This window comes from Collinsella sp. AM34-10, assembly GCF_003469185.1.
Lineage (GTDB): Bacteria > Actinomycetota > Coriobacteriia > Coriobacteriales > Coriobacteriaceae > Collinsella.
On record NZ_QSIL01000003.1, the window covers coordinates 258,927 to 271,469 of the forward strand.

Sequence of the window (12,543 nt, forward strand, 5' to 3'; positions counted from 1 at the left end):
TCTCGTATTTATTATTGGAATTGTTTTCGCCAATGAGGCTCAAGCCAGCGATAGAAAAAAATACTTGTATTCATAGCCTGTGTTTTAGCTTTGTTTTTCGGTCTAAGAACTGAAAAGGTCGGCATTGATACCGTTAACTACTTAAGATACTACACTGAGACCATACAATACGGACCAAACATAACCGCAAGTTGGTACGACACGGTATATGTTTATGGAATGTCTTTATTTCGAATGGAAAATGGGTTTTACTTATTTAATTTCATTGTTTCATTTGCAACGAACTTATTGATTCTACTTCGTCTCTGGGATTTTAAAGAACAAATCAATTTAAGCCTTTCGTTCGGACTCTTTTATTCCTTTTTTATTCCAGTTGAACTAAATATTGCGAGACAGTTATTAGCGATTGCCCTTGTCTTCTGGGGCTCTAGATATATTTTTACCCATAAAGTTTGGCTGTTTTTAGCGTTTCTATTATTCGCAGTTGGAATTCATAGATCGTCTCTGATTGCGATTTTGCTGCTATGCGCTCTCTATTTTATTAAAGACGAGATGTCCTATTCTTCTCGAACGGTGCTTTCTTGTGTCAGCCTAGTTATGCCTGTTTGCGTAATAGCAGCGCCTATTATTTTAATTAATACAGGTTATTTGACAGACTATGCGAAATACTTTGAATCGAACGATATTAAAATTGGCCTAATGACAATTCTCAAGTTACTCGTTTTGTTCATTGGTCTCTCTAAGCACAAGCTTTTTCAACGTTTTGATGTGCAAGGTAAAGCCACTGTTATCTTTACCATAGTTGGCCTAGCAATTTCGATCATTGGCTATTTATTTGATTATATGGAGAGGATCGGATATTTCTTTTCGATATTCGATGTCGTCTCCCTTTCATATCTTGCTCGAGCGCAAAAGGATATTGGTAATGCGGAGTATGAACGCATGATATGGCTGTTGAGCCTCTATGTTTTGTTTACTGCTCTATCCGGAAATGGACAGGGCATTCTCCCTTATGAATCGCTATGGTTTCACTTTACAGTTTGAGGTGTGCATGTTTTCCAGTAAATGGTCGGGAACCGTTCTTGACGACTGCTCGTGCAAAAAAGTTAAACCCCGCGTATCAATTTATTGCCTGGCTTTCAACCATGAACAGTATATAGAACGTGCAATCAATTCCTTTTTGATGCAAGAAGTTAATTTTGATTTCGAGATAATTGTTCACGATGATGCGTCGACCGATTCAACTCAAGCAATTCTTAGGGATTATCAGGCTCGATATCCCACAAAAATAAAGCTGGTTTTACAAAACGAAAATCAATACAGTAAGGGGGTTCCAATTGTCAAAGAGTATATTGAGCCTTTAATTGAGGGTGACTATATTGCCATGTGTGAAGGCGACGATTATTGGACTGATAACAGAAAGCTTCAGAAACAATTTGACGCTCTAGAAAAACACCATGAATGTTGCCTTTGCGTTCACAAGGTTATGGAGGTTACTAACGAGGGTGACAATCTAAACACATTCTTTCCTCGTTTCCATTTGGAAACTGGCCCTATTGATAGGTCAACTTTCATACCATTGAATAAAGAGTATGCATTTCAAACAAGTTCTTATTTTATTAGAGCTGATGTATGGCATGACTATATTAAATATCCTCCCGAGTTTAAACAGTTGTGCCCGGTAGGGGATGTCCCGATGCTTCTCTTTTTTGGAAATCTGGGGCCGGTTTATTATTTTGATGACATGATGTCATGTTATCGCCGGGGTACAACTTCCAGTATGAGCGATTGGCTGTTTCGACAAGGGTCTCTTGATAGGCTTTCGGTCCATGCAGAAACTATGGTTCGGGTATTTGAGGCTTTTGATGCGTATACAAGGGGGGCTTATGGTACTTTCTGCCAAGAACAGGCTGCTGGATACATGGCCCAAGTTTACTTTTGTGGGAATGGATCCATTTCATCTCTTTTGAATAACGATTGGCAGAATCTTCAAAACTTGCGATGGGAAAAAAAGGTTGCCGTTATCCTGTCTGCTATATTTCCGTACCTTGCTAAGACCCTATATTTAAATCGACTTTCTAAGAATGGAAAATAAATTGGCCTCAACTGACATTAAGCGTGGCGCAATTAAGTCTTTATTTTGGAAAATAACCGAGAGAGGCTCACGAGCGTTTGTCGAGCTTGCAGTTCAAATCGTAATGGCTCGGTTGCTTGCGCCGGAGTTGTTTGGCGCTTTGGCGATCATGCTTGTTTTTGTAAATGTAGGCAATATATTTGTACAATCTGGACTTAACACGGCTTTGGTTCAGAGTCCGAAAATGGATGACAGCGATTGTTCGACCGTCTATTGGATCAGTTTGACGGTTTCAGCAGCCCTATATTTATCCGTTTTTTTCGCGGCGCCCTCGATTGCTTCTTTCTACCAAATGGACGCTATCATATGGCCGTTACGTGCACTTGCATTGATCTTGATTATCAATGCTTATAACGCGGTCCAAATTGCCATTGTTCAGCGAGAGCTGAAGTTTCGCATTGTCTTTAACGCCGCAATTGCGTCTTCCGTGCTGTCTGGTTCAATAGGTGTAATTTCAGCAGTATTTGGGGCCGAATTATGGGCGCTTGTTTTACAGCAACTCAGTTATCAGACGTGCAATTGCTTTTTTATGGCAGCGCAAGTCGATTGGCGACCGCGTCTCGTCTTTAACTCTAAGCGGGCTCGTGAGCTCTTTTCATTTGGGTGGAAATTGCTTGTCTCTGGTGTATTAGATCAAGGTTACCAATCGCTTTCTGACTTAATTATCGGGAAACAATTTAGTGCTTCGAGTCTTGGATTGGTATCTCAGGGAAAGAAATATCCGCAGGCACTTGGATCCATGCTTGATGGTGCGATACAACCTGTGATGCTGTCGGCGGTCTCACGCGTTCAAGATGACGTAGCGTATGTTAAGCGCCTAGTGCGTAGAGCGCTAAAGACCTCAACATTTTTTATCGTCCCCTCGATGACTTTGTTTGCTGTTGCCGCAGAACCCATTGTGGGAATTCTTCTCGGAGCCAAATGGCTACCCTGTGTTCCCTTTTTGCAAATGTATTGTTTCGTCTATGCGCTTTTGCCGATTCATACAACGAATTTACAAGCGCTAAATGGCATGGGTCGCTCTGATTTATTTCTGAAATTAGAATTAATCAAAAAGGGATACGGAATCTGCTTCATTTTATTTGCCGCCTTTATTTTGCATGACATCCATCTGATGGTTGGCATGTACATGATAAGTGGCATTTTCTCTACTTTCGTCAACGCCTATCCGAACAAGAAAGTTATTGGCTACTCATATATTGAACAATTGCGTGACATTGCTCCGGCATTTGGCATCTCAGCAGTTTCAGGAATAGCCGCTTTGTTGTGTGGCTCATTCGTAACTTCATCGGCTCTGAGAATATTTATTAACATCACCGTAATGGCGTTGGTTTATCTAGGGATTGCTTGGGTTTTCAAACTCGAAACACTTGATTATCTCATTAAAACTGTAAGGGACTTTTTAGGAACAAGGCGTCGCTAACGTCACCTTGAATTAACTCTAGTTACTTTAGTCATCGTTCTTTGAAAGCTGCATAGCGAAGGGAAGGTACCTGATATGGGTAACCGCATTCTTGTCACACGATCATCCATGCCTCCTATGGAGGAATACTTTGAAGAGGTCGCACCTCTATGGGAAAGCCATTGGCTTACCAATATGGGTGTTGAGCATAAGAAGCTCGAGGCGGACCTCAAGGAGCGTTTGGGGATCGACAACCTTGCTCTGTTCACGAATGGTCACAATGCCCTAGAGTGCATCCTCGAGGCCATGGCTCTTCCGACCGGCGGAGAGGTCATCACTACACCGTTCACCTTTGCCTCGACCACTCACGCTATCGTGCGAAAGGGACTTACTCCCGTATTTGCCGACGTGAATCCCGTGAATCTAACGTTGGATCCCGAAAGCATCGAGCGATTAATCACCCCGCGCACCTGCGCCATCGTGCCTGTGCATGTATACGGCAATCTTTGCGATGTTGATGCCATCCAGGAGATCGCTGACCGTCACGGGCTTAAGGTCATCTATGATGCCGCCCATGCCTTCGGCGTCGAGCGCGTGAACGAAGACGGAAGCAGCGATAGCGCGGCGACTTTCGGCGATGCAGCCATGTTCAGCTTCCATGCGACCAAGGTATTCAACACCATCGAAGGCGGTTGCGTCTGTTTCAAGGACGAGGATCTGTATCCGCTGCTCAACCAATGGAAGAACTTCGGCATCACGGGACCCGAGGACGTCGAGTACGTCGGTGGCAACGCCAAGATGAATGAGTTCTGCGCGGCGATGGGCGTCTGCAATCTTCGTCACCTGGACGCCGAGATTGGCAAGCGCAAGGCCGTTGCTGAGCGTTATTGGGACAACCTTGAAGGCACGGCCGGCGTGACCGTTTTCCGTCCCGCCAATAACATCCGCCACAACTATGCGTACCTTCCAGTGCTGTTCGATCCGAGTGTCTTCGGCGCCACGCGCGATGACGTTTTCGATGCCCTGGACAAGGTTGGCGTCGGCGCACGCAAATACTTCTATCCGTTGGTCAACGATTACGCTTGCTACAGAAGCGTGTACTCCAGCGACCGCACCCCTGTGGCGAAGAAGGCGGCGTCCCAGGTGATCACGCTTCCCATGTACGCCGATTTGGCATTGGAAGACGTTGACCGCATCTGCAATACGGTTCTGGATGCAGGAAAGGAAAACCGATGAGTAAGACACTTCTCCTTCTTGGTGGGGCACGTTATGCACTGCCAGTTATTAAGGCAGCGCATGAGTTGGGCGCAAAGGTTGTTACTTGCGATTATTTGCCGCATAACTATGCACATGCCTTTTCGGATGACTACATCAATGCAAGCATCATCGATAACGAGGCTGTTCTTGCCGCCGCTAAAAAATGCAAGGCGGACGGAATTATGTCGTTTGCAGCAGACCCGGGTGTGGTGTCCGCGTCATATGCTGCCGAGAAACTGGGGCTGCCGTTCCAGGGAAGCTATGAGGCAGTTAGCATACTTCAAGATAAAGAGCGCTACCGCGCCTTCCTTCGTGATAATGGCTTTAATTGTCCCGAGCTTCATATCTATCGCTCTGCCGACGAGGCCATGAATGAAGCCGATTCGATTGCTTATCCCGTGATTGCCAAACCGGTTGATTCGGCTGGATCGAAGGGCTGCTCTCGCGTGGATGGTCCTGAGGATCTTAAGGCAGCGGTTGAGTACGCTCTCGAGTTTTCGCGTGATGGGCGCTGTATTGTCGAACAATTTTTGGAAAAGGAGGGAGATTCGTCCGATGCCGATGGATTCGTTAGCGGCGGAAAGTTCTCGTGTGTAAGCTTTACCTCGCAGTTGTTCGATCCCTCCGTTCCAAATCCCTACACGCCAGCTGCGTATGCAATGCCAGCATCATTGCCAGCGTGGGCACAAAAAGAGCTTGTCTCGGAATTGCAGCGATTGGCTGATCTGTTGGGCCTTCGTGACGGCGTATTTAACATAGAGACTCGCGTGGCAACCGATGGCAAAGCCTACATTATGGAGAGCTCTCCGCGCGGCGGCGGCAATCGACTGTGCGAGATGCTCAAATATGCCACCGACGGAAAGACCGATCTTGTCATGGCGGCGGTGAAGGCTGCGCTCGGCGAACCTGTTGGCAATCTTTCGATGCCCGTTTATGACGGCTTCTGGTATCAGCAAATGCTCCACTCTGATCATGACGGTGTATTTGCTGGTATGGAATATGCATCTGGTTTTGCCGCTTCGCATCTTGCCGAAGAGCAGCTGTGGATTGAGCCCGGCGCCAAAGTCAAGGCGTTCACAGCGGCAAATCACGCATTCGGATCGGTATTCCTTAGGTTCGACACGCAAGCCGAGCTTGATGCATTTCGCGCCGAGCCGAGTGAGTTCATGAGGGCGAAGGTGAGCTAGCCGTGCAAAAGAGGATTGTAGTAATCGGTGCAACCGGCAACACTGGCGCATACCTTACCGAAGATCTATTAAATCACCTGCCTGCAGATGAATATGAAGTGTTTGCCGCCGGTCATAGAGAGACGAATTTTTTCGATCGCTATAACATTAGTTATTCAAGCATAGATATGTCTGATGCTTCTACTCTGGAGCAGCTCCCCCAAGAGGGCATCCATGCGGTGATTCTTCTCGCTGGTTTACTGCCAGCATATATGAGCGGCTATAACCCTTCCGATTATATTGACGTAAACAGCCGTGGAGCCCTTAACGTACTCGAGTATTGCCGTAAGTCAGGTGCTGATCGCATTCTTTATTCTCAGACTATATCCGATGTGCTGGGTTCCGTTACTCCGGAAAACCCCGTAATTCATCCTTACGATGATCGCAATATTATTATGACTGGCGATCACACCGTCTATGCTCTTTCCAAATGCTTCGCCGTTGATTTGATCAAGCATTATCAGGCTGAGTACGGATTAAAAGGCTTTGTGTTTAGGCTTCCCACTGTCTACGCCTTTACCCCCGACAAGACATACAACGTCGATGGCGTGCGTCGGACACTTGGATATCGATTGCTGATGGATCGAGCCATGGCAGGAGAAACGCTTGAAATCTGGGGCGATCCCACTCGCGCCAAAGATGTTGTAAACGTCAAGGACTTCTGTCAGCTCTTACGTAAAGCTGTGACCGTAGAGAACGTTGACGGCGGCTTCTTTAATGTGGGTACCGGTATTGGAACTTCAAACGAGGACTGGATTCGCGGTATCGCGAAGGTATTCAATCCAGAAGGCGTTGAGTCAAAGATTGTCTATCGTCCGGAAATGCCAAGCGGTCCTTCTTATGTAATGGATATCGAAAACTGTCGTGAGCTATTAGGCTACGAGCCGAAATATGACTTCTTAGACTTTCTCGAAGACTTCAAGGCTGAAATGGCTCTCAATAGGTTTAAAGATCTGAGATAGAACCAAAGCCATCACCAAAGCTAAATCTGAACCGAACACTGAATCCAATCAAGGAAATTAGCAAGAACGGTATCAGACTCCTAAGAGATTTACGACCGATATATTATTTGTCCAAGCAGCCAAAAGTGACTTGAGCAGCAATGCGCACTTTATCTCGACTGCCGCTGAAGGGAAAACGTTGAAAGGCATAATTCTTGCAGGTGGGTCCGGCACTCGACTGCATCCGATTACTAAAGCCCTTAGTAAACAGCTTCTGCCAATTTACGATAAACCGCTTGTGTACTACCCTTTGAGCGTATTGATGCTCGCAGGAATTCGCGAGGTGCTTGTCATCTCGACGCCACGTGACCTGCCAGCGTTCGAGGAGCTTCTCGGCGACGGCGCCGAGTTGGGCATGCGATTGGAATACGCCGAACAGGCCGAGCCTCGCGGCCTAGCCGAAGCTTTTACCATCGGGCGAGACTTTCTTGCCGGCGAGCCGTGTGCGCTGGTTCTGGGTGACAACATGTTCCATGGACAGGATCTCACTCGCGTGCTCACGCGGGCAAAGGAGAAAGTGGAACACCATGGCGGGGCCGTAGTGTTCGGCTACCCCGTACAGGACGCCAGAGCCTTCGGTGTGGTTGAGTTCGATCAGAATCACCGTGTGGTTGGCATCGAGGAAAAGCCCAAGGTCCCAAAGTCTAACTACGCAGTACCGGGTCTGTATTTCTATGATGGATAAGTTTCCGACATCGCGGCCAACGTTAAACCAAGCGCGCGCGGCGAGCTGGAGATCACGAGCATCAACAATGCCTATCTAGAGCAAGGTCAACTGTCGGTCGAGCTGATGGGCCGAGGCATGGCGTGGCTGGATACGGGCACGCCCGAAGGTCTTTTGAAGGCCGCCGAGTACGTGGAGGCCGTGCAGAGCCGCCAGGGTTATTACATTGCGTGCCTGGAAGAAATCGCTTATCGCCGTGGTTTCATCGACCATGATCAGTTGCACGAACTGGGCGAAGCACTGAAGAAGACTGCGTATGGAAAGTATCTTTTGAGTGTCGCAAACGAGGTAAAGAGGGGGTAAATATGTCTGAGATTTTTGAACCCAAGAACATCATCGTCACGGGCGGCTGCGGCTTCATCGGCAGCAACTTCGTCCACTACGTGGTCAACAACCACCCCGACGTGCACGTGACCGTCCTGGACAAGCTGACCTACGCCGGCAACCCCGAGAACATCGCCGGGCTGCCCTCCGACCGCGTGGAGCTCGTCGTGGGCGACATCTGCGACGCGGAGCTGCTCGATGAGCTGGTCCCCGGCCACGACGCCATCGTCCACTACGCCGCCGAGAGCCACAACGACAACTCCATCGCAGACCCCGAGCCGTTCCTGCGCACCAACGTCGAGGGAACCTTCCGCCTGCTGGAGGCCGTCCGCAAATACGGCGTCCGCTACCACCACGTCTCCACCGACGAGGTCTACGGCGACCTTGCGCTCGACGACCCGGCGAAGTTCACCGAGGAGACGCCCTACAGGCCCTCCTCTCCGTACAGCTCGACCAAGGCTTCCTCCGACATGCTCGTCCGCGCGTGGACCCGCACCTACGGCCTGCGCACCACGATCTCCAACTGCTCCAACAACTACGGCCCCTACCAGCACGTGGAGAAGTTCATCCCGCGCCAGATCACCAACATCGTCGACGGCGTGCGCCCCAAGCTCTACGGTAAGGGCGAGAACGTCCGCGACTGGATCCACACCGAGGACCACTCATCGGCCGTCTGGGACATCCTCACCAAGGGCCGCACGGGGGAGACCTACCTCATCGGAGCGGACGGCGAGAGGGACAACATCACCGTCCTGCGCATGATCCTCGAGGCCATGGGCCGCGACCCCGAGGACTTCGACTGGGTCGCCGACCGCCCCGGCCACGACCGCCGCTACGCCATCGACAGCACGAAGCTCCAGCGCGAGCTCGGCTGGAGGCCGGCGCACACCGACTTCGCCGAGGGCCTGAAGTCCACCATTGACTGGTACGTCGCCAACGAGTCCTGGTGGCGCCCGGCTAAGGAGGCCACCGAGGCCAGGTATAGGGCACAGGGGCAGTAGCTACGCTGCACAATTTCTTTGCGCCCAGTAGCAATGGGTGCGCAACTATATTTAAGAAACTGGAGAATGACATGAAGATTGCTGTCGCCGGTACCGGCTACGTCGGCCTGTCGCTTGCCGTCCTGCTTTCGCAGCACAACGAGGTGCACGCGCTGGATATCGTGCCCGAAAAGGTCGAGAAGATCAACAACTACATATCGCCCATCCAGGATGACGAGATTGAGCGCTTCCTGACAGAAGCCAAGGCGGGGGAGCGCGAGCTCGACCTGCACGCCACCGTCGACGTGGCGGAGGCCTACACGGGCGCCGACTACGCCGTCATCGCCACGCCTACCAACTACGACAGCGATAGGAACTTCTTCGACACGAGCTCCGTCGAGGCCGCCATCGCCGCCGTTCGCTCGGTGAACCCGGACGCCTGGATCGTCATCAAGTCGACCATCCCCGTCGGCTACACCGCGGGCCTTCGCGAGAGGCTGGGCGACAGCAAGATCTTCTTCAGCCCCGAGTTCCTGCGCGAGAGCAAGGCACTCTATGACAACCTGCACCCCAGCCGCATCGTGGTGGGCGCGCCCAAGGACGACCCCGAGGCCGTCGCGGCTGCCGAGCGTTTCGCACGCCTGCTTGCCCAAGGGGCGGACCCAGCCGAGCTGGAGCGCGTGAACGCCGACGGCACCGTGGGCATCCCGGAGCTCGTGCTGGGCACCACCGAGGCCGAGGCCGTCAAGCTCTTCGCCAACACCTACTTGGCGCTGCGCGTGGCCTACTTCAACGAGCTCGACACCTACTGCGAGGTCCGCGGCCTCAACACCCGCGACGTCATCGACGGCGTGTGCCTTGAGCCGCGTATCGGCAGCCACTACAACAACCCCAGCTTCGGCTACGGCGGCTACTGCCTGCCCAAGGACACCAAGCAGCTGCTTGCCAACTACAGAGACGTGCCCCAGAACCTGATCGAGGCCATCGTGGACGCCAACCGCACCCGCAAGGACTTCGTGTCAGACGAGGTGCTGCAGATGGTGTGGGACCGCGTGTACGAGGGCAAGCCGAAGCCGGTCGTGGGCGTCTACCGCCTGACGATGAAGTCCAACTCCGACAACTTCCGCGCGAGCTCCATCCAGGGCGTCATGAAGCGCGTGAAGGCCAAGGGCGTGCCCGTGGTGGTCTACGAGCCCACGCTGGACGCGCCGGAGTTCTTCGGCTCCGAGGTGACCCACGACCTGGAGGCCTTCAAGGCCGGCTGCGACGTGATTGTCGCCAACCGCTGGAGCGACGAGCTCGCGGATGTTTCAGAAAAGGTTTATACAAGGGACCTATTTAAACGCGATTAGCTGAAAGGAGATAAAGGAAAGAAATTTTCAGTTCAAAAATGAAGGCCGCCTAAAGCTGCTCATCATCGTGGGCACCTGCCCCGAGGTCATCCGCCTGTCCGAGGTCATCAAGAAGTGCCGCCGCCACTTCGGCTGCTTGCTGGCGCACACCGGGCAGAACTACGACTACACGCTCAACGGCATCTTCTTCCGCGACCTATCGCTCGCCGACCCGGACGTCTACCTAGACGCCGTGGGCGCGGACCTGGGCGAGACCGTGGGCAACATCATCGCGGCCTCGTACAAGCTGATGGTCCCGGTCCAGCCCGACGCGCTGCTTATCTTGGGTGGCACCAACAGCTGCCTGTCCGCCATCGCGGCCAAGCGCCTGCACATCCCCAATTTCCACATGGAGGCCGGCAACCGCTGCAAGGACGAGTGCCTGCCCAAGGAGACCGCCACATCGTCGACGTGATCTCCGATGTCAACCTGGCCTACTCCGAGCACGCCCGCCGCTACCTCAAGGATACTAGCTGCGCCCCGGAGCGCACCTCCGTCACGGGCTCGCCCGTGACGGAGGTCCTGCGCGCGAACCTGGATAAGATCGAGGCCTCGGACATCCTCTCCGAGCTCGGCCTGGAGCCCAAGCGCTATATGCTGTTCACCGCACACCGCGAGGAGAACATCGACACTAAGGCCAACTTCATGAGCCTGTTCACCGCGATCAACGCGCTGGCGGAGAAGTACGACACGCCGATCCTGTACTCCTACCACCCGCGGTCCTGCAAGCGCCTGGAGGCCACCGGCTTCAAGCTGGACCCGCGCGTGCGCATGCACGAGCCCATGGGCTTCCACGACTACAACTGCCTGCAGATGAACGCCTTCGCGGTTGTCTCCGACTCGGGCACCCTGCCCGAGGAGTCGAGCTTCTTCGCAAGTGTCGGCCGTCCGTTCCCCGCGGTGTGTATCAGCACCTCCACCGAGCGCCCGGAGGCGCTGGACAAGGCCCGCTTCACACTAGCCGGCATCTCCGAGAGGGGCCTGCTCCAGGCCGTCCACACCGCCGTCGAGCTCGACGCGGAGGGGTCGCTGCCCAAGGCTCCTGTTCCCGACTACGCCGACGAGACCGTGTCCACCAAGGTGGTCGAGATCATCCAGAGCTACACCGGCATCGTGGACAAGATGGTGTGGAAGAAGTATCTGTAATCGACGAGGTTTGAACTATGGAGTCGCTGGATGGCAAAAGAATCCGATAGCTTTGCTAAGAATTTAGCAATTTCGGTTATAACCGGCCTGTTTACTATTGGCGCCGAAGTGGCTGTAGCCTATTTGGTGCCACAGGTGCAAAATCCGATAGTAGTTAACAATAATGTTGTTGTATCTACAGACGATTATGAAAAGGCAACTGACCGAATCCAAGAGCTCGAAGATGAGCTTAATGAACTAAAGCGCGTGAGCTTGAACTCGAATAATGGCGGTGGTTCTGTTTCCAGTGCTGCATCAGATGATTCTAGCCGGGCATTATTGAAAGATAAGCCCGGCTCGTCATCCAATTATTCACAGTCAGGCGATACGAACGCGAAAGATACTGCGGGAAATCGCTATGACCCCAACCGCTGGGGAATTATTGGATCTTGCTCAGCTTGCAGTGGCTTTGCCGACTACTATTTGGGCGGAAACTATTCCAAGCTGTCCATTACCATCGCCCCTTCCAGCACAAATATTGATGGAAAGGGCAACTCTACTTCATTCGAAATTCTTGTTAAATACAAAGGCGATTCCGATTTCAGATGCATTCATACTGAAAAAAACATTAGTAAATCGACCTCTCCAATTCAGCTTGAGAACTTAGATATTTCTGGTGCCGAATGGATTGAATTCAAAGCTATAGAAAATGTAGATGAGGGCCATTTAAACGGCAACGTACTAATGATTGCGGATGCCATTGTTGGTTAGTTTCTAGCCTACTTGGCGTTTGTGCTTAGAGCTTCTAGCTGCAACTGTTGTTGATATCCGGAGAAGAAAAATTACTAAGATTGGTTCATAGTCTGTGCGTTTGATAGAAACTAATCGGCCTGCGTTGACATCCGCGGAGATGCTGCGGGCGATTCGCTGTTCACGTTCACATTGCTCGCCATTCTGGCCATCGGCTACATTGCCTTCG

Annotated in this window: 11 protein-coding genes and 1 pseudogene; all 12 read left to right on the forward strand. The window is 51.7% G+C overall.

From position 1 onward, the window contains the following. The first annotated feature begins 90 nt into the window (after positions 1–90). The 12 genes and pseudogenes from DW823_RS04510 (at position 91) to DW823_RS04560 (ending at position 12,335) form a co-directional block, all read left to right on the forward strand. On the forward strand, positions 91–1,044 hold the full coding sequence (locus tag DW823_RS04510) for an EpsG family protein (RefSeq protein ID WP_158567267.1): 954 nt from the start codon (positions 91–93) through the stop codon (positions 1,042–1,044). Further along, complete coding sequence (locus DW823_RS04515; RefSeq protein WP_158567268.1) at positions 1,013–2,095, forward strand: glycosyltransferase; 1,083 nt, start codon at positions 1,013–1,015, stop codon at positions 2,093–2,095. The genes DW823_RS04510 and DW823_RS04515 overlap by 32 nt, the downstream gene beginning before the upstream one ends. Beyond that, positions 2,085–3,557, forward strand: a complete 1,473-nt coding sequence (locus tag DW823_RS04520; protein ID WP_118080631.1) for a lipopolysaccharide biosynthesis protein — start codon at positions 2,085–2,087, stop codon at positions 3,555–3,557. The genes DW823_RS04515 and DW823_RS04520 overlap by 11 nt, the downstream gene beginning before the upstream one ends. Positions 3,558–3,632: 75 nt before the next feature. After that, positions 3,633–4,772, forward strand: coding sequence for a DegT/DnrJ/EryC1/StrS aminotransferase family protein (locus tag DW823_RS04525; RefSeq protein WP_118080633.1), 1,140 nt, complete (start codon positions 3,633–3,635; stop codon positions 4,770–4,772). Beyond that, positions 4,769–5,980: an acetyl-CoA carboxylase biotin carboxylase subunit family protein gene (locus DW823_RS04530; protein WP_117776511.1), complete on the forward strand. Its 1,212-nt coding sequence runs from the start codon at positions 4,769–4,771 to the stop codon at positions 5,978–5,980. The genes DW823_RS04525 and DW823_RS04530 overlap by 4 nt, the downstream gene beginning before the upstream one ends. A 2-nt stretch (positions 5,981–5,982) precedes the next feature. Then, on the forward strand, positions 5,983–6,981 hold the full coding sequence (locus DW823_RS04535) for an NAD(P)-dependent oxidoreductase (protein ID WP_117776512.1): 999 nt from the start codon (positions 5,983–5,985) through the stop codon (positions 6,979–6,981). A 178-nt stretch (positions 6,982–7,159) separates the two neighbouring features. After that, a pseudogene (gene rfbA, locus DW823_RS04540) lies at positions 7,160–8,047 on the forward strand (glucose-1-phosphate thymidylyltransferase RfbA). Between the two features lie 2 nt (positions 8,048–8,049). Then, positions 8,050–9,069, forward strand: coding sequence for a dTDP-glucose 4,6-dehydratase (rfbB, locus tag DW823_RS04545; RefSeq protein ID WP_118080635.1), 1,020 nt, complete (start codon positions 8,050–8,052; stop codon positions 9,067–9,069). Between the two features lie 71 nt (positions 9,070–9,140). Then, positions 9,141–10,400 (forward strand): nucleotide sugar dehydrogenase, encoded by a 1,260-nt coding sequence (locus DW823_RS04550; protein WP_118080637.1) that lies wholly within the window; start codon positions 9,141–9,143, stop codon positions 10,398–10,400. A gap of 67 nt (positions 10,401–10,467) precedes the next feature. Continuing rightward, positions 10,468–10,854 (forward strand): UDP-N-acetylglucosamine 2-epimerase, encoded by a 387-nt coding sequence (locus DW823_RS10010; protein ID WP_304465960.1) that lies wholly within the window; start codon positions 10,468–10,470, stop codon positions 10,852–10,854. Then, on the forward strand, positions 10,818–11,585 hold the full coding sequence (locus DW823_RS04555; protein WP_304999851.1) for a UDP-N-acetyl glucosamine 2-epimerase: 768 nt from the start codon (positions 10,818–10,820) through the stop codon (positions 11,583–11,585). Before DW823_RS10010 ends, DW823_RS04555 begins: the two co-directional genes overlap by 37 nt. Before the next feature lie 30 nt (positions 11,586–11,615). After that, positions 11,616–12,335, forward strand: coding sequence for a hypothetical protein (locus tag DW823_RS04560; protein WP_118080639.1), 720 nt, complete (start codon positions 11,616–11,618; stop codon positions 12,333–12,335). Positions 12,336–12,543 lie beyond the last annotated feature (208 nt).

What these genes read in the sequence shown, in the direction of transcription:
- DW823_RS04515 (WP_158567268.1), top strand. Translation starts at nt 1,013, where the DNA reads ATGAATCGCTATGGTTTCACTTTACAGTTTGAGGTGTGCATGTTTTCC.
- DW823_RS04520 (WP_118080631.1), top strand. Translation starts at nt 2,085, where the DNA reads ATGGAAAATAAATTGGCCTCAACTGACATTAAGCGTGGCGCAATTAAG.
- DW823_RS04525 (WP_118080633.1), top strand. Translation starts at nt 3,633, where the DNA reads ATGGGTAACCGCATTCTTGTCACACGATCATCCATGCCTCCTATGGAG.
- DW823_RS04530 (WP_117776511.1), top strand. Translation starts at nt 4,769, where the DNA reads ATGAGTAAGACACTTCTCCTTCTTGGTGGGGCACGTTATGCACTGCCA.
- rfbB (WP_118080635.1), top strand. Translation starts at nt 8,050, where the DNA reads ATGTCTGAGATTTTTGAACCCAAGAACATCATCGTCACGGGCGGCTGC.
- DW823_RS04550 (WP_118080637.1), top strand. Translation starts at nt 9,141, where the DNA reads ATGAAGATTGCTGTCGCCGGTACCGGCTACGTCGGCCTGTCGCTTGCC.
- DW823_RS04560 (WP_118080639.1), top strand. Translation starts at nt 11,616, where the DNA reads ATGGCAAAAGAATCCGATAGCTTTGCTAAGAATTTAGCAATTTCGGTT.